This window comes from Streptomyces sp. NPDC127190 (assembly GCF_042672505.1).
Taxonomy (GTDB): Bacteria; Actinomycetota; Actinomycetes; order Streptomycetales; family Streptomycetaceae; genus Streptomyces.
On the sequence record NZ_JBHXVE010000008.1, the window covers coordinates 46203 to 71080 of the forward strand.

The 24878-nt window shown below is 75.6% G+C and carries 3 protein-coding genes; all 3 read right to left on the bottom strand.

Translation table 11 applies throughout. The annotated features are described in order from the left end of the window. Positions 1–11: 11 nt before the first annotated feature. Positions 12–10337 (bottom strand): SDR family NAD(P)-dependent oxidoreductase, encoded by a 10326-nt coding sequence (locus tag ACFVIU_RS14820; protein ID WP_385842826.1) that lies wholly within the window; start codon positions 10335–10337, stop codon positions 12–14. Between the two features lie 12 nt (positions 10338–10349). Beyond that, the gene (locus ACFVIU_RS14825; RefSeq protein WP_385842827.1) at positions 10350–23102 is read right to left on the bottom strand and encodes a type I polyketide synthase; all 12753 of its coding nucleotides are present in this window, start codon (positions 23100–23102) and stop codon (positions 10350–10352) included. Between the two features lie 360 nt (positions 23103–23462). Then, positions 23463–24695, bottom strand: a complete 1233-nt coding sequence (locus tag ACFVIU_RS14830) for a cytochrome P450 (protein WP_385842828.1) — start codon at positions 24693–24695, stop codon at positions 23463–23465. Positions 24696–24878 lie beyond the last annotated feature (183 nt).

Sequence of the window (24878 nt, forward strand, 5' to 3'; positions counted from 1 at the left end):
CTTCCCTGCCCCTAGCTGGCGCCGAGGTCGTCGACGAGGCCGAACAGTTCGTCGTCGGAGGCCGACGACAGGTCGTGCTCCGCGGCGGCAGCGGTCTGCTCCTCGCCGCCGTACTTGGCCAGCAGCGCGGTGAGCCGCATGCGCAGCTTCGCCCGGTCCACGGCGCCGGGTTCGGCGTCGGCCAGGGCCGCTTCGAGCTGGTCGAGCCCGGCGAGCACCGGCGCGGAAGGCGCGCCGTCCGCCGCGGGCATGGATGCGTGCAGATGGGCGGCGAGCGCCGCCGGGGTGGCGTACTCGAACACCACCGCCGCGGGCAGCCGGACGCCGGTGGCCGCGGAGAGCCGGTTGCGCAGCTCCAGCGCGGCCAGTGAGTCGACGCCGAGTTCGGCGAAGGTGCGGTGTTCGGCCACGGCGGCCGCCGAGTCGTAGGCCAGTACCCCGGCCGCTTCGGCGCGCACCAGCTCCAGCAGCGCCTTCTCCCGGTCCGGTCCCGTCAGCGCGGCGAGCGCGGCGCCGGGGGCCGGGGCCGGGGCTGCGGCGGCGGCCGGGGCGGCGGTGTCCCGGACCAGGCCGCGCAGCACCGCCGGGACCGGCCCACCGGACCGGACGGCGGCCCGGTCGAGGTGCAGCGGCGCGAGGACCGGTGCGTCGACGGCGCGGGCCAGGTCGAAGAGTTCGAGGGCCTCGGCGGTGTCCAGCGGCCGTATCCCGTTGCGGGTGATACGGGCGAGGTCGGCTTCGGCCAGCGCGCCGGTGATGCCGCTGCGCTGCTCCCACAGGCCCCAGGCCAGCGAGGTGGCCGGGAGCCCTGCCGCGTGCCTGGCCCGGGCCAGCGCGTCCAGAGCGGCGTTGGCGGCGGCGTAGGCGCTCTGCCCGGCCGCGCCGAGCACCCCGGCGGCGGAGGAGAACAGCACGAAGTCGGTCAGCTCCCGGTCACGGGTCAGCTCGTCCAGCCAGCGGGCACCCAGCACCTTCGGCGCCAGCACCGCCCGCAACCGCTCCTCGGTGAGACCGGTGACCACACCGTCGTCCACCACCCCGGCCGCGTGCACCACCGCCGTCACCGGGTGCTCGGCCAGCAGCGCGGCCACCGCGTCCCGGTCGGCCACATCGCACGCCACCACCGACACCTCGGCGCCCAACTTCCTGAGTTCGGCGGCCAGTTCGTCCGCGCCCGGGGTGTCCGGGCCGCGGCGACCGGTGAGCACCAGTTCACGCACCCCGCGCGCGGTGACCAGGTGCCGGGCCACGGTCGCGCCGAGCGCACCCAGTCCGCCGGTGATCAGCACCGGGCCGCCCGGGTCCCGGTCGGTGCCCTGCCGCTCGGCGCCGTCCGGCCCGGTGCCGTTCCGGTCGGTGAGGGCCGCCGGGACGGGGACCAGCCGTGGCACGAGCACCTCGCCGTCGCGCAGCACCAGCTGCCCGCCGGGCACCTGCCACGCGGCGGCGGGCACCTCGGTGTCGTCCTCGGTGTCGTCCTCGATGTCGGCCAGCAGGAAGCGGTCCGGGTGTTCCTGCTGCACCGAGCGCACGAGGCCCCAGACCGCGGCGGCGGCCGGATCGGTGCGCGCTCCCCGGGTGCGCAGCGCCAGCCGGGTACCCGCGAAGCGGTCCTCGGCCAGCCAGCCGCGCACCGCGCTCAGCGCCCCCGCCGCCGCGGCGACCGGGTCGGCCTCGGTCCCGGCCGGCAGCACCACCACCCCGGGCAGCTCCTCCCGGTCGGTGAGTTCGGCCAGATCGGTGCAGACCAGTACGGCGGGCTCCGGTCCGGCCGACGCGGGCGCGGGCACCAGCTCCTCGGTGTACAGCGCGGCCCGCCGGCCGAGCTGCCCGGCCGAGACCGGCCGTACGGCGAGGGATTCCACCACCCCGACCGGTACGCCCGTGGCATCGGCCAGTTCGATCCGGGCCGTGTCGGCGGCCACCGGCGAGATCCGCACCCGCAGCGCGGACGCCCCGGTGCGGTGCAGCGCCAGCCCGGTCCAGGCGAACGGCAGCAGGGTACGGTCGTCGCCCGCGTCCCCGCGCAGCCAGCGCAGGGCGTGCAGCGCCGCGTCCAGCAGGGCGGGGTGCAGCCCGTAGCGGCCGGTGTCGGTGAGGTCGGGCAGGGCGATGTCGGCGAGGATCTCGTCGCCGCGCCGCCAGGCCGCGCGCAGGCCCCGGAACGCCGGACCGTACTCCAGCCCGGCGGCGGCGAACCCGTCGTAGGCCGACGTTACGTCGAGTGCGGTGGCGTCCGGCGGCGGCCAGGCGAGCTGCTCGGCCTGGGGTACGGCGGTCTCCGCCGGGCCCAGCTCGGCGCGGGCGTAGCAGGTCCACGGAGTGCCGGGTGCGGCCGGACGGGCGTGCACGGTCAGCGGCCGGTACCCCGTCGCGCCGGGCGCGCCGACCCTCAGCTGCACCTCGACCGTGCCGTCCTCGGGCAGCACCAGGGGTGACTGGAGGGACAGTTCCGCGACCGCACCGGCTCCGGCCACCACGGCGGCGTGCAGGGCCAGTTCGGCGAACACGCTCCCCGGCACCACGCTCGCGCCGAGCACGGTGTGCTCCCCCAGCCAGGACTGCGCCCGGGTGGACAGCCGGCCGGACAGCAGGAACCCGTCCTCCTCGGCGAACTCCACGGCCGCGTCCAGCAGCGGATGGCCGCCGGGGCGCACCGGTCCGGCGTCGTCGAGCCAGTAGCGGCGGCGCTGGAAGGCGTAGGTAGGCAGCTCGACCGGCTGGGCGGGGGGCAGATACGACGCCCAGTCGACCGTACCGCCATACACATGGAACCGGGCCAACCCGGCGGCCAGCGCACGCACCTCCGGCTGCTCACGGCGCAGCAACGGCACGAACACCGCCGTACTGTCCTCCGGCACACAGTCCGGACCCGCAGCGGTGAGCGCGGTGTCCGGACCGACCTCCACGAACCGCGTCACACCCTGCGCATGCAGATGAGCCACCGCATCGGCAAAGCGGACGGTGTCCCGGACATTACGCACCCAATAGTCGGCGTCCACCGGGGCCGCACCGACATCCACCGTCGACACGAACGGAATACGCGGGGCAGCAAACTCGACACCGGCTATCGCGGCACGGAACCGTTCCAACACCGGTTCCATCAGCGGCGAATGGAAGGCATGGCTCACCCGCAGCCGCGTGTGCCGCCACCCCCTCTCCTTCGCCCGCCCGGCGACGGCCTCGACCGCCGGCACCGCGCCCGAGACCACGACCGACCGCACCCCGTTCACGGCCGCGATGCTCACCTCGCCGGACAGGATGCCGGCGACTTCACCTTCGGGGGCGTTCACCGCCAGCATCGCCCCGCCCGGAGGCAGCTCCTGCATCAACCCAGCCCGCGCACACACCAGGCCGACCGCGTCATCCAGCGACAACACCCCCGCCACATGCGCAGCCGCCACCTCACCCACCGAGTGACCGACCACAAAGTCCGGCACCACACCGAACGACTCCAGCAGCCGGAACAACGCCACCTCGAACGCGAACAGACCACACTGCGCGAACAAGGTCTGATCCAGCCGCTCCCCGCCGCCCAGGACCACATCCCGCACCGGACGGCCCAGCACCGCCTCCAACCGCCCGCAGACGTCATCGAAGGCGTCCGCGAACACCGGGTAGTGCTCGGCGAGTTCACGCCCCATCGCCGGGCGCTGCGACCCCTGACCCGAGAACAGGAACCCGGTGCCACCGCCACGCCCGGCGGCCATCCCGCTGATCGCCCCGGAGGCCAGCCCCTCCAGCCCCGCCAACAGCTCCGCCCGGTCGGCGGCCACCACCGCACCCCGGTACTCCAACGCGGCCCTCGTCGTGGCAGCCGCGAACGCCACCTGTGTAACGCTCAGTTCGGCATCCGCCGCCACCCGCTCCGACAGCCGCGCCGCCTGCTCCCGCAGCGCCTCCTCGCTGCGACCCGACACCACCACCGGCACCGGCACCGCGACCACCGGCGGCGCGGACACGGGCTCGGTGACGGGGGCCTGCTCGATGATCACGTGGGCGTTGGTGCCGCTGACCCCGAACGCCGACACGGCCGCCCGGCGGACCTCCGTCTCCGGCCAGTCGGTCGCCTCGGTGAGCAGCCGCACCGGGGCGGCCGTCCAGTCGACATGCGGGGACGGGGTGTCCACGTGCAGGGTGCGCGGCAGCATCCCGCGACGCATCGCCTCCACGACCTTGATCACACCGGCGACCCCGGCAGCCGCCTGGGTGTGCCCGATGTTCGACTTCACCGACCCCAGCCACAGCGGCCGCTCACGCTCCGCGCCGTACGTCGCCAGCAGCGCCTGGGCCTCGATCGGGTCGCCCAGCGCGGTGCCCGTGCCGTGCGCCTCCACCATGTCGACGTCCTCGGAGGACAGTCCGGCGGCGCTCAGCGCGGCGCGGATGACACGTTCCTGCGCGGGGCCGTTGGGCGCGGTGAGCCCGTTGGAGGCGCCGTCGGAGTTGACGGCCGAGCCGCGCAGGACGGCCAGTACCTCATGGCCGTTGGCGCGCGCGTCGGACAGCCGCTCCAGCACCAGGATGCCGATGCCCTCGGACCAGCCGGTGCCGTCGGCGGCGGCGGAGAAGGACTTGCAGCGGCCGTCGGCGGCCAGGCCGCCCTGCCGGTCGAACTCACGGAACGGGGTGGGGCTGGACATCACCGTCACCCCGCCGGCCAGCGCCAGGGTGGACTCGCCGGAGCGCAGCGACTGGGCGGCCAGGTGCAGCGCGACCAGCGAGGAGGAGCAGGCCGTGTCCACGGTGACCGCCGGGCCGTTGAGGCCGAAGGTGTAGGCGACCCGCCCGGTGGCGACGCTGCCCAGGTTGCCGTTGCCCAGGTAGCCCTCCAGCTCCTCGGGGACGTGCGCCAGCCTGGTCGCGTAGTCGTGGTACATCACCCCGGCGAACACACCGGTACGGCTGCCGCGCAGACCGAGCGGATCGATCCCGGCGCGTTCGAACGCCTCCCAGGACAGCTCCAGCAGCAGCCGCTGCTGCGGGTCCATCGCCAGCGCCTCGCGCGGCGAGATACCGAAGAAGCCGGGGTCGAAGTCACCGGCGCCGGCCAGGAATCCGCCGCGTCCGACCGGCAGGGTTCCGAGGTCCCAGCCGCGGTCGGCGGGGAACCCGGAGATCCCGTCCCGGCCCGCGGCGACCAGGTCCCACAGCTGTTCGGGGGTGGTGATCCCGCCGGGGTAGCGGCAGGCCATGCCGACGATGGCGATCGGCTCGTCCGCCGCGGCCGCGGGCGCGGGGGCCGTCGGTGCCGTGAGCGGTGCGGTGTCCAGGTCCCCGGCCTCGGCGAGCACGAACGCGGCCAGCGCGGCCGGGGTGGGGTGGTCGAAGACCAGGGTGGCGGGCAGCCGCAGTCCGGTGGCCGTGCCGAGCCGGTTGCGCAGTTCCAGCGCGGTGAGCGAGTCGAAGCCGAGGTCGGCGAAGGACTGGCCGTCGCCGACCTGCCCGGCCCCGGCCAGGTCCAGGACCGCGGCGGCCTGGGTGCGGACGAGGTCCAGGGCGGCCCGGCGGCGTTCCGGCGCGGGCAGGGCGCGCAGCCGGTCGGCCCAGCCGGACTGCTGCCGCCGGGTGCGGCGGCGGCGCCGGACCAGGCCCGCGAAGACCGGGGGCAGCGGGTCCATCCGGTGCAGGGCGGCGGTGTCCAGCCGCATCGGCAGGACGACCGGATCGCCGAGCCCGACGGCGGTGTCCAGCAGCGCCAGCGCCTCCTCGGTGGGCAGGGGGGCGATGCCGTTGCGGGCGATGCGGGCGAGGTCGGCATCGGCCAATGTTCCGGTGATGCCGCTGCGCTGCTCCCACAGGCCCCAGCCGAGCGCGTGTGCGGGGAGTCCGGCGGCGCGGCGCCGGGCGGCCAGGGCGTCGAGTGCCGCGTTGGCGGCGGAGTAGGCGGCCTGGCCGGCGTTGCCGAGGGTCGCCGAGGCGGAGGAGAACAGCACGAACCGGGTGAGGTCCCGGTCGCGGGTCAGCTCGTCCAGCCAGCGGGCACCCAGCACCTTCGGCGCCAGCACCGCCCGCAACCGCTCCTCGGTGAGACCGGTGACCAGACCGTCGTCCACCACCCCGGCCGCGTGCACCACCGCCGTCACCGGGTGCTCGGCCAGCAGCGCGGCCACCGCGTCCCGGTCGGCCACATCGCAGGCCACAGCCCGCGCCGAGGCGCCGAGTTCCGCGAGGTCGGCGAGCAGCTCACCCATGCCGGGCGCGTCACCGCCCCGCCGGGACGCCAGCACCAGGGCACGCACCCCGTGCCGCTCCACCAGATGCCGCGCCACCAGCCGCCCGAGCGTGCCGCTCGCCCCCGTGACCAGCACCGTGTCATCCGCCGACCAGGGCGTCGACTCGGGAGCCGCCTCCGTCACCCGCACCAACCGAGGCACCAGCAACTTGCCGTCCCGCACTGCCAGTTGTGGTTCACCGGTGGCCAGGGCGACCCCGTCGGGCACGCTGCCGTCGCTGTCCAGCAGCACGAAACGGTCGGGCCACTCGGCCTGCACCGAGCGCACCAGGCCCCAGACGGCGGCACCGGCCGGATCGGGCACCTCCGCGGCGGTGGCGGCGACCGCGCCGCGGGTGAGCACGGCCAGCCGGGCACCGGGCGCGGGGTCCTCGGCCAGCCAACCACGCACGCGCTCCAGCACGGCGGCGGTGCACTCGGCCACCGGGCCGCCCTCGACCCCGACCAGCACGTCGGCCCCGGTGTCGCGGTTCCCCCCGGCAGGGGCGGACGTCCAGTCCAGCCGGTACATCGAGTCCTGTCCCGCGGGCGGGCGCAGGGTGCCGGTGAGGGCGCGCAGCACCACGCGCTCGACGGTGCCGACGGGGGCGCCGCTGTCGTCGGCGAGGTCGACCCGGACCGCGTCGTCCCCGGTGACGGTGAGCCGGACCCGCAGGGCCGCGGCGCCCTCGGCGTACCAGCGGACCCCGTGGAAGGCGAAGGGCAGCCGGAGGGTGGCGTCGTCGCCGCGCAGGGCCAGGGCGTGCAGCGCGGCGTCCAGCAGGGCGGGATGCAGACCGAACTCGTCGGCCTGACCGGTCAGTTGCTCGGGCAGGGCGATCTCGGCGTAGGTCGCGTCGCCGCGTCGCCAGGCCGCGCGCAGCCCCTGGAAGGCCGGACCGTATCCGAGACCGGTGTCGGCGAGCCGGGGGTAGAACGCGTCCAGCGGGAGGGCTTCGGCGCCGGCCGGGGGCCACTGCACCAGGTCCGTGCCGAACCCGTCCTCCGTGTCCCCCGTGTCCTGTGTGTCCTCGGCCAGGACGCCGGTGGCGTGCCGGGTCCAGGGCAGGGTGGCCCCCTCCGGCCGGGAGTGCACCTCGATGCCGCGGCGCCCGGTGTCGTCGGGTTCTCCGATGCCGACCCGGAGGGCGAGGGCGCCGTCGGCGGGCAACGCCAACGGGACCTCGAGGGTCAGTTCGTCGATCCGGGCGTCACCGAGGAGTTCGGCGGCGTGCCGGGCGAGTTCCACGAACGCGGTGCCGGGCAGCAGCGGGGTGCCGGTGACCCGGTGGTCGGCCAGCCAGGGCTGGGTGCGCAGGCTCAGCCGCCCGGTGAGGACGGTGTCGATGGGGCCGGGGAGGGCGACCAGAGCGCCGAGCAGCGGGTGCCCGGCGGGCTGGGCACCGAGCGCGGCCGGATCGGCCGGTGCGGCGGACTCCAGCCAGTAGCGGCGGTGCTGGAAGGCGTAGGTGGGCAGGTCGACCGGCTGGGCGGGGGGCAGATACGACGCCCAGTCGACCGTACCGCCATACACATGGAACCGGGCCAACCCGGCGGCCAGCGCACGCACCTCCGGCTGCTCACGGCGCAGCAACGGCACGAACACCGCCGTACTGTCCTCCGGCACACACCCCGGACCGGCAGCAGTGAGCGCGGTGTCCGGACCGACCTCCACGAACCGCGTCACACCCTGCGCATGCAGATGAGCCACCGCATCGGCGAAACGAACCGTGTCCCGGACGTTCCGCACCCAATAGTCGGCGTCCACCGGCGCCGCACCGACATCCACCGTCGACACGAACGCAATACGCGGCGCAGCAAACTCCACACCGGCTATCGCGGCACGGAACCGCTCCAACACCGGCTCCACCAACGGCGAATGGAAGGCATGACTCACCCGAAGCCGGGTGTGCCGCCACCCCCGCTCCCCCGCCCGCTCCGCAACAGCCTCCACCGCAGCCACCGCACCCGACACCACCACCGACCGCACCCCATTGACAGCCGCAATCCCCACCTCACCCGACAGGAGGCCGGCGACTTCGTCCTCGGAGGCGTTCACCGCCAGCATCGCCCCACCCGCCGGCAACTCCTGCATCAACCCAGCCCGCGCACACACCAACACCACCGCGTCATCCAGCGACAACACCCCCGCCACATGCGCAGCCGCCACCTCACCCACCGAATGACCCACCACAAAGTCCGGCATCACGCCGAAGGATTCGAGGAGCCGGAACAACGCCACCTCGAACGCGAACAGACCACACTGCGCGAACAAGGTCTGATCCAGCCGCTCCCCACCGTCCAGGACCACATCCCGGACCGGGCGCTTCAGCACCCCCTCCAACCGCCCGCAGACATCACCGAACGCCTCCGCGAACACCGGATACCGCTCGGCCAGCTCCCGGCCCATTCCCGACCACTGCGACCCCTGACCCGAGAACAGGAACCCGCTCAGCCCGCTCCGGTCAGCCACCCCGCTGACCGCCCCCGGGCGGCCCTCCGCCAGCGCCGCCAGCCCGGCCAGCAACTCCTCCCGATCACCCGCCACCACCGCACCCCGGTGTTCCAGGGCGGCCCGCGACACACCGGCCGCCCGCGCCACCCCCGCGACCGACACGCCGGAGTCCCCGGCGACGAACTCGCGCAGCCTCACCGCCTGGTCCCGCAGCGCCTCCGCACTGCGCCCCGACACCACCACCGGCACCGGCCCCGCGACCGCCGACGGCTCGGCGACGGGCTCGGGATCGGGAGCTTCCTCCAGGATGACGTGGGCGTTGGTGCCGCTGATGCCGAAGGCGGACACCGCGGCGCGGCGGGGGCGTTCGGCGCGGGGCCAGGGCACCGGCTCGGTGGCCGGTGACAGGGTGCCGGAGGACCAGTCGATGTGCGGGGACGGGGTGTCCGCGTGCAGCGTCCTGGGCACGGTCTCGTGCCGGAGCGCCAGCACGGACTTGATGACACCGGCGACGCCGGCGGCGGCGAGGGTGTGTCCGATGTTCGACTTGACCGACCCCAGCCACAGCGGTCGGTCGCGGTCGGCGCCGTACGTCGCCAGCAGTGCCTGGGCCTCGATCGGGTCGCCGAGGGCGGTGCCGGTGCCGTGTGCCTCGATCAGGTCGACGTCCGCCGGGGACAGCCCGGCGGCGCCGAGCGCGGCCCGGATCACCCGTTGCTGGGAGGGGCCGTTGGGGGCGGTGAGTCCGTTGGAGGCGCCGTCCTGGTTGACGGCGGAGCCGCGGATGACGGCGAGCACGGGGTGCCCGTTGGCCTGAGCGTCGGACAGCCGTTCCAGGACGAGCACGCCGACGCCCTCGGCCATGCCCATGCCGTCGGCGGCGGCGGAGAACGCCTTGCAGCGGCCGTCGGGGGCCAGGACCCGCTGGCGGCTGAACTCGACGAGCGGCCCGGGGCCGGCCAGCACGGTCACTCCGCCCGACAGGGCCAGCGAGGACTCCCCGTCGCGCAGCGAGCGCACGGCGAGGTGCAGGGTGACCAGCGAGGTGGAGCAGGCGGTGTCGACGCTGATCGCGGGGCCTTCGAGGCCGAGGGTGTAGGAGACGCGGCCGGACAGCACGCTGGAGACCACGCCGGTGACGAGGTGGCCCTCGACGCCGGCCGGGGCCTCGGCGAGCCGGGTGCCGTACTCCTGGTGGTTCTGGCCGACGAACACACCGGTGCGGCTGCCGCGCAGCGAGGTGGGGTCGATCCCGGCCCGCTCCAGCGCCTCCCAGGACGTCTCCAGGAGCAGCCGCTGCTGGGGGTCCATCGCCAGCGCCTCGCGCGGGGAGATCCCGAAGAAGCCTGCGTCGAAGTCACCGGGGTCGTCCAGGAAGCCGCCGCGGCGCACATAGGTGTGGCCGGAGCGGTCCGGGTCGGGGTCGTAGAGGGCCTCGATGTCCCAGCCGCGGTCGGTGGGCAGGTCGCCGGTGACGTCCCGGCCGTCGGCCAGCACCCGCCACAGGTCCTCCGGTGAGCGCACCCCGCCCGGGTAGCGGCAGGCCATGCCGACGACGGCGATGGGCTCGGTGCGGGAGCGTTCGGCCTCCTCCAGGCGGCGGTTGGCCTTGCGCAGGTCGACCATGACCCGCTTCAGATAGCCCCGGAGCTTCTCTTCCTCGGACATGTCCAACGCCCTTCAGCTCTCCCCGAGTTCGCGTTCGATGAGGTCGTAGATCTCCTCGTTCGACGCGGGGTCGAAGTCGTCCTCGTCGCCGCCGACCAGCGTGAGCATCGCCCGCAGCCGCCGTTCGATCTCGGCCCGGTCGCCGTCGTCGGCCACCGTGGTCAGCCGTTCGGTGAGCCGGTCGAGTTCGGCGAGGAGGGGTGGTTCGGGGGGCGCCAGCCGGGTGCGCAGATAGTCGGCCACCGCGGCCGGGGTGGGCTGGTCGAAGACCAGGGTGGCCGGCAGGGTGAGGCCGGTGGCCTCGGCGAGCCGGTTGCGCAGTTCCATGCCGGTCAGCGAGTCGTAGCCCAGGTCGCGGAAGGCCCGGTCGGCGCCGATCGCGCCGGCGCCGGAGTGGCCCAGCACCACGGCGGCCTGCTCGCGCACCAGCCGGATCAGGGCGTTGCGGCGCTCGGTGTCCGGCAGTCCGGCCAGCCGTTCGGCCCAGCCGGAACCGGACGGCCGTTCCTCCGCTGTGGCGGTGGTGTGCAGGGCGCGCTGTGCCTCGGGGATCTCGGCGAACAGCGGCCGGGTGCGGGCCGAGCTGAACAGGGGCATGAACCTGGCCCAGTCGACGTCGGCGACCGACAGTCCGGTCTCGGCGTGTTCGAGGACGGTGCGCAGCGCGTCCAGCGCCGGGCCGGGGGCGATCAGCGGCAGGCCCTGGCGGCGCAGCTGGTCGGCGTCGACTCCGTCGGGGAAGCGGGCGCCGTCCCAGACGCCCCAGGCGACCGAGGTCACCGGCAGTCCGGCGGCGCGGGCCTGCTCGGCCAGGGCGTCCAGTTCGGCGTTGGCCGCGGCGTAGGCGCCGTGGTCGCCGCTGCCCCAGACCCCGGCGATGGAGGAGTAGAGGACGAGCGCGTCGAGTTCGGCCGGGTCGAGGAGTTCGATGAGGTTCCGGGCGCCCTGGACCTTGGCGGTGAGGACGTCGGCGTACTCGGCGAGGTCGGTGTCGGGCAGCGCGGCCAGCCGCATCAGGGCGGCGGCGTGCACGACGGTGCGCACGGTCTCGCCCTGTTCGCGCAGCCCGGCCAGCAGTGCGGCCACGGCGTCCCGGTCGGCGATGTCGCAGGCGTGGGCGGTCAGCCGTACGCCCAGGCCGTCGAGTTCGGCCGCGAGGTCGGCGACCCCTTCGGCGTCCGGGCCGCTGCGGCTGACCAGGACGACGTGCCGGGCGCCGAGCCCGGCCAGCCAGCGGGCGACCTCGGGGCCGAGGGCGCCGGTGCCGCCGGTGACGAGCGCGGTGTCCCGGGCCTGCCAGCGGCCGGCGGCGCCAGGGGTGGGCGGGGCGTGCACCAGGCGTCGTACGAGGGTGCCCGAGGCGCGTATCGCGAGCTGGTCCTCGTCGCCCCGGCCGCCGGCGAGTACGGCGCGCAGCTGGTCCAGTGCGGCCTCGTCCAGGCCGGCGGGCAGGTCGACCAGGCCGCCCCAGAACGCCGGGTGTTCCAGCATCGCGACCCGGCCCAGGCCCCACACCTGGGCGGCGCTCGGCTCGCGCGGCGGATCGGCCTGGCCGGTGGCCACGGCGCCGGAGGTCACCAGCCACAGAGGGAGGGTCGCGGCCAGGTCGCCGAGGGCCTGGACGACGGCCAGGGTGGCGGCCGCCCCGGCCGGTACCACGGGGTGCCGGGGGTGCGGGCGGCGGTCGGCGGCGAGCAGGGACAGCACGCCGCGCGGGGTGTGCTCGGCCAGCGCGCGGCGCAGCAGGCCGGTCAGTGCGGTGCGGTCGGCGTGTTCGGTGTCCACGGTGACGACGCGCACCGGGAGGCCGCCGGTGAGGGTCTCCAGCCAGGTGCGGTCCGCGCCGGAGCCGGGCACCAGGGCCAGCCACACGCCGTCCGGTGCGGTGCGTTCGGGTGCGTCCGCCGGGCGCCACTCGACGCGGTAGCGCCAGGAGTCGGTCCGGGAGCGGGCCTGTTCGGCCAGCCAGTACCACTCGTGCTGGAAGGCGTAGGTGGGCAGGTCCGCCGGCCGGGCGCCGGTTCCGGTGAACACCTCGGCGAGCCGCACCCCGGCCCCGCGCACCTGCGCCTCGGCCAGTGCCTGGGCGAACCGCGGCCAGCCGCCGTCGTCGCGGCGCAGCGTGGACAGGACGGCGGCCCGCGCGCCGGCGGCGTCCACGGTCTCCTGGACGCCCGGGGCGGCCACCGGGTGCGGGCTGACCTCGAGGAAGGTGCCGATCCCGGCGTCCAGCGCGGCGCGTACCGCGTCGGCGAAGCGGACGGTCTCGCGCAGGTTGGTGTACCAGTAGGCGCCGGTCAGCTCGCGGGTGTCGAGCCGCTGCCCGGTGACGGTGGAGTACAGCTCGGTGCGGGCGGCGCGCGGGGTGATCCCGGCGAGCAGCCCGGCGAGGCTGTCCTCGACGGCGGCGACCTGCGGGGAGTGCGAGGCGTAGTCCACGGCGATGCGCCGGGTCCGTACCCCGCGGGCCGCGCAGTCGGCCGCCAGTTCCTCCAGGGCGGTCGGGTCGCCGGATACGACGGTGGAGGTGGGGCTGTTGACCGCGGCCACCGCGAGCCGGTCGTCGGCGAACAGCGCGCGGACCTCCTCGGCGGGCAGGGCCACCGACATCATGCCGCCCTTGCCGGACAGCTCGGTCAGCGCGCGGCTGCGCAGGCACACCACCGCGGCGGCGTCGGCGAGGGACAGCGCCCCGGCTACGCAGGCCGCGGCGATCTCGCCCTGCGAGTGGCCGATCACCGCTTCGGGTTCGACGCCGTAGGCGCGCCACAGCGCGGCCAGCGACACGGTGACGGCGAAGGTCACCGGCTGCACCACGTCCACCCGTTCCAGCGGGGGCGCGCCGGGGGCGCCGCGCAGGACGTCCAGCACCGAGAAGTCCACGTGGGTCTCGATCGCGGCGGCGCACTCGGCGAACCGGGCGGCGAACACCGGTGCGGAGTCCAGCAGTTCCAGGGCCATGCCGGCCCACTGCGCGCCCTGCCCGGGGAACACGAACGCCACCCGTCGGGCCGCGTCGGCCGCGGTGCCACGCAGCACGCCCGGGGTGTCCCGGCCCTCGGCCAGCGCGCCGAGCCGCTCGGCCAGCTGCTCCCTGCCGTCGGCCAGCACGACCGCGCGGTGTTCCAGGGCGGCCCGGGCGGTCACGCTGGACCAGGCGATGTCCAGCAGCGGGGTGCCCGGGTGGCCGGCGAGATGGCCGGCGAGCCGGGCGGCCTGGGCGCGCAGGGCGTCCTCGGTCCGGCCGGACAGCGCGACCGGCAGCGGCAGCGGCACCGGCCCGGTGGCCGGTTCCGGCGCGGCGGGTTCGGTGTCGTCGGCCTGCTCGACGACGACGTGCGCGTTGGTGCCGCTGATGCCGAAGGAGGACACCGCGGCGCGGCGCGGGCGGCCGGTGTCCGGCCAGGGCTGTTCCTCGGTGAGCAGCCGCACCTCGCCGGACGCCCAGTCCACGTGCGGGGACGGCTCGTCCACGTGCAGGGTGCGGGGCAGCACCCCGTGCCGCATCGCCTCCACGACCTTGATCACCCCGGCGACGCCGGCGGCGGCCTGGGCGTGCCCGATGTTGGACTTGACCGAGCCCAGCCAGAGCGGCCGGTCGCGCTCGGCGCCGTACGTGGCGAGCAGCGCCTGGGCCTCGATGGGGTCGCCGAGCGGCGTGCCGGTGCCGTGGCCCTCGACGGCGTCGACGTCCGCGGGGGTCAGTCCGGCGGCGTCGAGGGCGGCGCGGATCACGCGTTCCTGGGAGGGGCCGTTGGGGGCGGTCAGGCCGTTGGAGGCGCCGTCCTGGTTGACGGCCGAGCCGCGCAGCACGGCCAGCACGCGGTGGCCGGCCCGGCGGGCCGCGGACAGCGGTTCGAGCAGCAGCAGGCCGACGCCCTCGGACCAGCCGGTGCCGTCGGCCGCCCCGGCGAAGGACTTGCACCGGCCGTCCACGGCGAGCCCGCGCTGCCGGGAGAACGCGGTGAAGGTGGTCGGCTCGGCCATCACCGTGACGCCTCCGGCCAGGGCCAGCGTGCACTCGCCCGCGCGCAGTGCCTGCGCCGCCAGGTGCAGGGCCACCAGCGAGGAGGAGCAGGCGGTGTCCAGGGTGACCGCGGGGCCCTGGAGGCCGAGGGTGTAGGCGACCCGGCCGGAGGCGACGCTCGCGGCGGTGCCGGTGAGCAGGTGTCCTTCGACGCCCTCGGGCAGTTCGCGCAGCGTGCTGGCGTAGTCGTGGTACATCACGCCGGTGAACACGCCGGTGCGGCTGCCGCGCAGGGAGGTCGGGTCGATCCCGGCCCGCTCCAGCGCCTCCCAGGAGGTCTCCAGCAGCAGCCGCTGCTGCGGGTCCATGGCCAGCGCCTCGCGCGGCGAGATCCCGAACAGTCCGGCGTCGAAGAGGCCGGCGTCGTGGAGGAAGCCGCCGTGCCGGGTGTAGGTGTGGCCGGCCCGGTCGGGGTCCGGGTCGTACAGGCCGGCCACGTCCCAGCCGCGGTCGGTGGGGAAGCCGCCGATGGCGTCGCCGCCGGCGGCCACCAGGTTCCACAGGTCCTCGGGAGAGGCGATGCCGCCCGGGAACCGGCAGGCCATGCCGATGATCGCGATCGGCTCGTCCGCGGTCACGGCCGGCGCCGGGGCGTGGGCCGCGGGGGCGGTGTCGCCGACGAGTTCGGCGTGCAGGTAGGCGGCGAGTGCGGCGGCGGTGGGGTGGTCGAAGACGACCGTCGCGGGCAGCCGGGTCCCGGTGGCGCGGCCCAGCCGGTTGCGCAGCTCCACCGCGGTGAGCGAGTCGAAGCCGAAGTCCTTGAAGGGCCGGTCCGGTGACAGGCCGCCGGGGTCGGTGTGGCCGAGGACCACCGCGGCCTGGGTCAGCACCAGGTCCTGGAGCACCCGCAGCGGCTCGCCCTCGGCCAGCCGCCGGCGCAGGGCGTCCCCGCCGTCCGCCGCCCCGTCCGCGGCTGCGGTACGGCGCACCGCGGGTACGAGGGTGCGCAGCACCGGGGCGAGCACGCCCTCGGCCGCCCGTTCGCGCAGGGCCGCCGGGTCCAGCCGGGCGGCCAGCAGTACCGGTTCGTGCCGTGCGGTGGCCGCGTCGAACAGGTCGAGCGCGGTGCCGGAGTCGAGCGGTACGACCCCGGCGCGGGCCAGCCTGGTCCGGTCGGTGTCCGCCATCCGGCCGGTCATCCCGCTGGTTTCGGCCCACAGTCCCCAGGCCACCGAGGTGGCGGGGAGTCCGGCGGCGCGGCGCTGGGCGGCCAGGGCGTCGAGTGCGGCGTTGGCGGCCGCGTAGGCGGCCTGCCCGGCGTTGCCCAGGGTGCCGGCCACCGAGGAGAACAGGACGAAGGCGGTGAGGTCCGGGCCGGTCAGCTCGGCCAGGTGCCGGGCGCCGTCCGTCTTGGCGCGGCAGACCTCGGCCACCCGCTGCGGGGTGAGCGCGGCCAGTACGCCGTCGTCGAGGATTCCGGCGGTGTGCACCACGGCCGTGACCGGGTGCTCGGCGAGCAGCGCGGCCACCGCGTCCCGGTCGGCCACATCGCAGGCCACAGCCCGCGCCGAGGCGCCGAGTTCCGCGAGGTCGGCGAGCAGCTCACCCATGCCGGGCGCGTCACCGCCCCGCCGGGACGCCAGCACCAGGGCACGCACCCCGTGCCGCTCCACCAGATGCCGCGCCACCAGCCGACCGAGCGTGCCACTCGCCCCAGTCACCAGCACCGTGCCATCCGCCGACCAGGGCGTCGACTCGGGCGCCGCCTCCGTCACCCGCACCAACCGAGGCACCAGCAACTGTCCGTCTCGCACCGCCAGTTGGGGCTCACCCGTGGTCAGGGCGACCCCGTCGGGCACGCTGCCGTCGCTGTCCAGCAGCACGAAACGGTCCGGGTGTTCCGTCTGGGCGCTGCGGACGAGGCCCCACACCGCCGCGGCCTCGGGGTCGGCCGGCTCCCCGGTCCGGGTGGCGACCGCGGCGCGGGTGAGCAGCACCAGCCGGGATGCGGCGAACCGCTCCTCGGCCAGCCAGCGCTGGGCCACGACCAGGGCCTCGGTCACGTCGGCCACCGGAACGCCCACCGCGGCGGGCACCCGGTCGCCCAGCTCGTCCAGCCCCTCCGGTCCCGCCGTCAGCTGTACGGCACCGGCCTGCGCCGGGGCCGGCACGGGCACCCAGTCGGTGCGGTACAGGTGGTCCCGGCGCCCGGCGGCGAGCTGTCCGGCGTGCACCGGCCGGAAGGCCAGCGAGTCGATCGCCATGACGGGCTGGTCCGCCGCGTCGGTCACGGTGAGCGACACGGCCCCCGCGCCCGCGGGCCGCAGCCGCACCCGGGCCGCGGCGGCACCGCTCCGGTACAGCCGGACCCCGGAGAACGCGAAGGGCAGGGCGGCGGTGCCGTCGGCGGACGCACCGGTGCCCTCGGCCGGGACCGCCGCGTGCAGCGCCGCGTCCAGGAGTGCCGGGTGCAGGCCGAAGGCTGCCGCGTCCGGTGCCTCCGGCTCGGGCAGGGCGATCTCGGCGTACAGCTCCTCGCCGTGCCGCCACAGTCGGCGCAGGCCCTGGAACGCCGGTCCGTAGCCGTAGCCGCGGCGCGCCAGCTCCGGGTAGTGGCCGGTGAGATCGACCGGGGTGGCGCCGTCCGGCAGCCAGCCGCCGGCTACGGGTGCGGGTGCGGGTGCCTCGGCCACGCCGAGCCGGCCCGTGGCGTGGTGCGTCCACTGCGGGCCGCCGGACCCCGGTGCCAGGGCCGCTTCGGCGCCGCCCGGCCGGGAGTACACGTCCACGGTGCGGCCGCCGTCCTCGCCGGGCGCGCCGAGCACCACCTGCACCCGTACGCCGCCGCGCTCCGGCAGCGGCAGCGGGGCGTGCACGGTCAGCTCCTCCAGGACCGTGCAGCCGGCCTGGTCCCCGGCCCGTACGGCCAGTTCGACGAAGGCGGTGCCGGGCAGCACGGCGGTTCCGAACACCGTGTGGTCGGTAAGCCAGGGGTGGCGCTGCCGGGACAGCTCCCCGGTCAGCAGCAGTTCCCCGGTGGAGGCCACCGGTGCGGCCGCGCCGAGCAACGGGTGTGCGGTGGCGTCCAGTCCGAACCCGGCCGGGTCCGTGCCGCCCGCCGGGGTGGCGAGCCAGTAGCGCTCCCGCTGGAAGGCGTAGGTGGGCAGTTCCACCCGTCGGCCGGTGGCGCCGAGGGCGGCGGTCCAGTCGACCCGGACGCCGCGCACATGGGCCTCGGCCAGCGACAGCAGGAACCGGCCGGGGCCGCCCTGGTCGCGGCGGAGGGAGCCGACCACCACGGCGGTGCTGCCCGCTGACTCGACGGTGTCCTGCACGGCGGCGGTGAGGATGGGGTGCGGGCTGGCCTCCACGAACACCCGGTGCCCGGCCCGGTCCAGGGCGCGGACGGTCTCCTCGAAGCGGACGGTCCCGCGCAGGTTCCGGTACCAGTAGTCGGCGTCCAGGCCCGCGGTGTCCAGCCGTTCGCCGGTCACCGTGGAGTAGAAGGGGATCTCGGCGGTGCGCGGGCGGATGCCGGCGAGCCGGTCCAGCAGTTCGGTGCGGATACGTTCCACCTGCGGGGAGTGCGAGGCGTAGTCCACGGCGACCAGCCGGGCCCGCACTCCGTCGGCGGTCAGCTCGGCGGCGAGTTCGCGCAGCGGGCCGGGGGCGCCGGACAGCACCACCGCGGCGGGCCCGTTGACCGCGGCCACCGACACCTGGTCGGCCCGGCGGGCCAGCCGGGGTTCCAGCTCGGCGACCGGCAGCGACACGGACATCATGCCGCCCTGGCCGGACAGTCGGGTCAGCGCGCGGCTGCGCAGGCACACCACCGCGGCGGCGTCGCGCAGGGACAGCGCCCCCGCCACACAGGCCGCCGCGATCTCCCCCTGCGAATGCCCCACCACCGCATCCGGCTCCACCCCGAACGACCGCCACAACGCCGCCAACGACACCATCACCGCGAACGACACCGGCTGCACCACATCCACCCGGTCCAGCCCCGGCTCACCCGCCTCCCCCCGCAACACACCCAGCAGCGACCAGTCCGCGAACTCCCCCAAAGCCTCCGCACACTCCGCCATCCGCGCCGCGAACACCGGGGAAGAGTCCAGCAGTTCCACCGCCATCCCCGCCCACTGCGCCCCCTGCCCCGGAAACACGAACACCGTACGGCCGTCCGCGTCGGCGACTCCGCGCACCAGGGCAGGCGCGTCGGCGTCGGCGGCGAGGGTGCGCAGGCCGCGTACCAGGTCGGCGTGGTCGGTGGCGGTGAGTACGGCGCGGTGGGCCAGCCCGGCCCTGCCGGTGGCGGCGGCGCGCGCGATGTCCGCCAGGGCCGGCGCGGACTCCGGCTCCAGCTGTTCCAGATGGACGGCCAGCCGCTCGGCCTGGGCGCGCAGCGCGGCGGCGGTGTGCCCGGACACGACCACCGGCACCGGGCCGGAGCGCAGCACGGGGTGCGGTGTCGCCGGGGAGACGGTCGCGGGCGCGGCCTGTTCGATGACGACATGGGCGTTGGTGCCGCTGATGCCGAAGGAGGACACCGCGGCGCGGCGCGGCCGGTCGTGCTCCGGCCACGGCCGGGCCTCGTCGAGCAGCCGTACCCCGCCGGCCGACCAGTCCACGTACGGCGAGGGCTCGTCCACGTGCAGGGTGCGCGGCAGCACCCCGTGCCGCAGCGCCTCCACGACCTTGATCACCCCGGCGACGCCGGCGGCGGCCTGGGTGTGGCCGATGTTGGACTTGAGCGACCCCAGCCAGAGCGGCTCACCGGTGCGGCCCTGGCCGTAGGTGGCGAGCAGGGCCTGGGCCTCGATCGGGTCGCCGAGGGTGGTGCCGGTGCCGTGCGCCTCGACCAGGTCGACGTCGGCCGGGGAGAGACCGGCGGCGGCCAGCGCGGAGCGGATCACGCGCTCCTGTGCGGGGCCGTTGGGGGCGGTGAGCCCGTTGGAGGCGCCGTCCTGGTTCACCGCCGAGCCGCGCAGCACCGCCAGCACGGGGTGGCCGTTGGCCCGTGCGTCGGAGAGCCGTTCCAGCACCAGCTGTCCGGCGCCCTCCGCCCAGCCGGTGCCGTCGGCCGCGGCCGCGAAGGACTTGCACCGCCCGTCCGGCGCGAGGCCGCGCTGCCGGGAGAACTCCACGAAGATGCCCGGCGTGGACATCACCGTCACGCCTCCGGCCAGGGCCAGCGAGCACTCCCCCGCGCGCAGCGCCTGCGCCGCCAGGTGCACCGCGACCAGCGACGAGGAGCACGCGGTGTCCACGGTGACGGCCGGGCCGCGCAGGCCCAGGCTGTAGGCGATCCGGCCGGAGGCGACGCTGGCCGTGGTGCCGGTGAGCACATAGCCGTCCAGGCCGGCGGCGCCCTCGTGCATCCGCGGGCCGTAGTCCTGCGCCATCATCCCGGCGAACACCCCGGTCGCGGTGTCGCGCAGGGACAGCGGGTCGATCCCGGCCCGCTCCAGCGCCTCCCAGGAGGTCTCCAGGAGCAACCGCTGCTGCGGGTCCATGGCCAGCGCCTCGCGCGGCGAGATGCCGAACAGACCCGCGTCGAACTCGGCGGCGTCGTACAGGAAGCCGCCGGTGCGGGCGTAGCTGCGGCCCGGCCGGTCCGGGTCCGGGTCGAACAGCCCGTCCAGGTCCCAGCCGCGGTCGGTGGGGAAGGCGCCGATCGCGTCGCCGCCCGCGGCCACCAGGTCCCACAGCTCCGCCGGTGAGCCGACCCCGCCGGGGAACCGGCAGGCCATCCCGACGATGGCGATCGGCTCGTCGGCGGCCACCGGTACGGCGGGAGCCTCTGCGGCGGCCGCGGTGGCCACCGGTGCCTCGGTGGTCGCCGGGGCCTGGGCGGCCAGCCGGTCGATCAGGTACGCGGTGATCCGCTCCGGGGTCGGGTGGTCCAGTACGACGGTGGCGGGCAGCCGCAGTCCGGCCGACTCGGCCAGCCGCTGCCCCAGTTCCACCGCCATCAGGGAACCGAAGCCCAGCTCCCGGAACGGGCGGTGTCCGTCCACGGCCTCGGCGGAGTCCAGTTCCAGCGCGGCGGCCACCTCGGCCCGCACCAGCGCGCGCACCGCCTGCTCCCGCTCGTCCGCGGGCAGCGCCGCCAGCCGGGACACCTCGGGCGCCGGCGCCGCCGACGCGGCGGGCACCGTGCTGTCGGTGCCCGTCACCCCGGTGATCCAGTGCCGGCGCCGCTGGAACGGATAGGTGGGCAGCGGGATCCGCCGGGCGCCGGAACCGGCGTAGAACCGCGCCCAGTCCACCGGCACCCCGCGCGTGTGCAGCCGGGCGACCGCGGTGAGCAGCGACCGTTCGTCCGGGCGTTCCCCGCCGGTCAGCGCGGAGACGAACGCGACGTCCTCCGGTGCGCTGCCCGGGCCCATCGCGCACAGCGTGCCGTCCGGGCCCAGCTCCAGGAAGGTGCGCGCGCCGCCCGCGCAGGCCGTGGCGATCGCGTCGGCGAACCGGACCGTGCCCCGGGTGTGCCGCGCCCAGAACTCCGGCCAGTCCAGCCCGGTCACGTCCAGCTCGGCGCCGGTCAGCGAGGAGACGACGGGCAGGTCCGGCCGCCGCCAGTCCACCCGGGCCGCGGCCGCGCGCATCCCGTCCAGGATGCCGTCCACATGGGCCGAGTGGCTGGCCATCGGGACCTGGATCCGCCGGGTCCGCCGGCCCTGCGCGGCCCAGCGGCCGGCGATCGCCAGCGTGGCGTCCTCGTCGCCCGAAATCACGGTCGCCGTGGGGCTGTTGAGGGCGGCGACCGACACCAGTCCGGCGGTGCCTTCGACGTCCGGCAGCAGCTCGGCCTCGGACGCCTCCACCAGCACCATCGCCCCGCCGGGCGGGATGTCCTGCATCAGCCGGCCGCGGGCGGCGACCAGCGCGCAGGCGTCGGACAGGGACATCGCCCCGGCGACATGCAGGGCGGCCAGCTCGCCGAAGGAGTGGCCGAGCACCGCGTCCGGGGTGATCCCCCAGCTCTCCACCAGCCGGAACAGCCCGACCTGTACGGCGAACAGCGCCGGCTGGGTGTACAGCGGCTCGTCCAGCAGCGCCGCCTCGGCGGAGCCCTCCGGGGCGAAGAGCACCTCCGGCAGCGGCCGGGGCAGATGCGGGCGCAGGCCGGCGCAGACCTCGTCCACGGCGGCGGCGAACACGGGGTGGCGCCGGTAGATCTCCCGGCCCATTCCCGGCCGTTGGTTGCCCTGGCCGGCGAAGAGGAACACGGTCCGCCCCTCGACCGGGGTGCCGCGCACCACCCGTGCGTTCGCCGTGTCGCCGGCCAGCGCCGCCAGCAGGCCGGGCACCTCCTCGGCCGACTCGGCGACCAGCACGGCGCGCCGGTCCAGCGGGGTGCGCGTGGTGGCCAGCGAGTAGGCCACATCCACCGGGTTCGCGGCGGCCGGTTCGGCGAGCCGGCCGGCCAGCTCGGTCAGCGCCGCCGGGGACCGCGCGGACAGCGGCACGAGCACCGGGCCGTCGTACCGCCCGGTCTCGCTGGGCGGCACCGCGTCCGGGGCCGGCGGTTCGGCCAGGACGACATGGCAGTTGGCGCCGCCCATGCCGAACGCGCTCACCCCGGCCAGCAGCGGGCCGTCCCCGGCGGGCCACGGCCCGGTCTCGGTGACCACCCGCAGCCCCAGCTCGGCCAGCGGGATGCGCGGGTTGGGGGTGCGGAAGTTCAGGCTGGGGACCAGTTCCCGGTGGGACAGGCAGAGGACCGTCTTGAGGAGTCCGGCGATGCCGGCCGCGCCCTCCAGGTGGCCGATGTTGGTCTTCACCGAGCCGACCGCCAGCGGCTGTGCGCGGCGGGCCGCCGCGCCGAGCCCCGCGGCCTCGACCGGGTCGCCCAACGGCGTTCCCGTGCCGTGCAGTTCGACGTAGCGCAGCTCGTCCGGGGTGATCCCGGCGGCGGCGCAGGCCAGCCTCACCACCTCGGTCTGGGCTTCCTGGCGGGGGGCGGTGAGGGTGTCTCCGCCGCCGTCGTTGTTGGTGGCGCTGCCCCGGATGACGGCGTGCACGGTGTCCCCGTCGGCCAGGGCTGCCGCGAGCGGTTTGAGCACCAGCACGGCGCCGCCCTCGCCGCGCACGAACCCGTTGGCCCGTTCGTCGAAGGTGTGGCAGCGGCCGTCCGGTGAGATCGCGCCGAGCGCCCGGGTCAGGTCATAGCCGTCCTGGGTGATGTTGAGCTGGACGCCGCCGGCCAGCGCCACCGTGCACTCCCCCGCCGCCAGCGCGCGGCAGGCCAGGTGCACCGCGAGCAGCGAGGAGGACTGGGCGCTGTCCACCACCAGGCTCGGTCCGCCCAGGCCCAGGGCGTAGGAGACCCGGTTGGCGATCATCGCCCGGTTGCGGCCGGTCGCCGAGTGCGGGCTGAGCCGGGTGCCGCGCAGGGCGGCGTAGTCGTCGTAGGTGGCGCCGATGTACACCCCGGTGCCGCCGTCGGTGCCGTGGTCGCCGGGGACGATCCCGGCGTCCTCGAAGGCTTCCCAGGCCAGCTCCAGCGCCAGCCGCTGCTGGGGGTCCAGCACCGCGGCCTCACCCGGTGAGATGCCGAAGAAGGAGGCGTCGAAGGAGTCGACCTGGTCCAGGAATCCGGCCCGTACCGGCGCGCCGGAGGGCAGCGCGGGCGCGGCCGGGCCGTCCGGACGGCAGCGCCCCGGACCGGGTTCGCCGAGGGCGTCCCGGCCGTCGCGCAGCAGCTGCCAGAACGCGGCCGGATCCGGCGCCCCCGGCAGCCGGCAGGCCAGGCCGACGATCGCGACCGGTTCCTGGACAGCAGCGTTACCCACTCGGTTACCCACCTGAATTTCCCCCCAGGTCGCCTCGACGGCGACACGTCGGAACTGCCGGGCAGGCGCGCGCTCGGGGCGGACCGCGCCGGCGGCGTCGCGGGCAGGCCGGAGCGTCCGGTCGTACGGGCGCTCCCCACCCGGCGCGTGCGGGCGGCGGGCGCGCCGTGACCACGGTTCCCCGGACCGCCGCGGCGGTCGTGGTCACGGCGTCCGCCGCGTGCGGCAGGGCATGGGGCGGCCTGGGCCCCGCCAAGGGGCCGCTCCGCCCGGCGCCTCTCCGCTCGCCGCCTGTCTACTCGACGCCCGTGTGCTCGGCGTCTCTCCGCTCAGGGCGTTGCCGCCAGGGCCCGGCCGGCGTCAGGCCCGGACGAACTCCACCGGCACGCGCAGCGCCACGGTGTGCTTGCTGTTGTTGGCCCAGGGCACCGGGCCGGTGAGCCGCACCTCGGCGACCCGGTCGAGCAACGCGCCGAACAGCGTGCGTAGTTCGAGGCGGGCCAGATCGGTGGCGAGGCAGCTGTGCGGCCCCCAGCCGAAGGCCAGGTGCGGGTTGGGGTCCCGGCGCACGTCGAAGGTCATGGCGTCGGTGAACACGCTCTCGTCCCGGTTGGCCGAGGACCACCACAGCGTCACCTTGTCCCCGCGGCGGAACTGCACATCGCGGAAGGTGAAGTCCTCGGTGGCGGTCCGCCGGTTGTACGGCGTCGGCGTGGACCAGCGCATCATCTCCTCGACCGCGCTGCCCAGCAGGGAGCGGTCGGCGCGCAGCGCCTGCCACTGGTCCGGCCGTTCGGCCAGGGCCTGAAGTCCCACCGCGATCACATTGCGGGTGGGTTCGCTCCCGGCCAGGGTGAGCAGGTTGACGAACACCTCGCGTTCGTACTCGCGCAGCGGCGGTTCGCCCTGGTCCGCGGGCAGGTCGCCGACGGCGACCAGGGACAGGAAGTCCTGTGCCGGGTTCGCCCGTTTCTCTGCGATCAGTTTCACGCCGTACTCGTACATGGCCAGCAGGGCGGCCTGGCTGCGGGAGGAGGCCTCGCCGGACTCGCGGTCCTCGTAGCCCATCACCACTTCGGTCCAGTCGACGAACTGCGGCCAGTCCGCGCGCGGTACGCCGAGCAGTGCGGCCATGACCTCGACGGAGAACCGGCCGGCGACGTCGTTCTGGAAGTCGCAGGAGCCGCGCTCCACGACCTCGGAGACGATTCGCTCGGCGCGTTCGGTGATGAGCGGGGTCAGGGCGTCCAGTACGGGGCCGGTGACCGAGGGGGTGACGAGGTCGCGCAGCAGCCGGTGGCGCGGGTCGTCCATCATGTTGAGCATCGCGCCGGAGTAGGTGCCGGCGGGCAGGTCGTCGAGGTGGGTTCCGCCGCCCTTGCGGTCGCCGCCACCCTGGGAGGACAGCAGCGGATGGGCCGCGGCCTCGACCACGTCGGCGTAGCGGGAGAGCACCCAGAAGTTCTCGCCGTCGCGGGTACGGCCGGGCGGGTGCAGCAGGATGGGGGCTTCCCGGCGGAGCCGGGCGAAGACCTCGTGGGGAAAACCGTCGCCGAACCGGTCCTGATCGCTGAGGTCGAACCCGTCGAGCACGGCGGGTAGGTCGCTTTGGCGAACCTCGGTGGCGCTTCGTGATAAGGGGAGGGCGGGCTGTTCCACGGACATGAGCTCTCCAGGTTGTGCACTGACGTAGCGAGGGACGTCAAAAGCAGCAGCAGTGTCACCCGGTGGTGGAAATTCCGTCAAGCACTTGCCGAGGTGTCGTGGATCTCCGTA

Excerpts from the sequence above, each read along its gene's own strand:
- ACFVIU_RS14820 (WP_385842826.1), bottom strand. The coding sequence starts at position 10,337 with ATGTCCGAGGAAGAGAAGCTCCGGGGCTATCTGAAGCGGGTCATGGTC.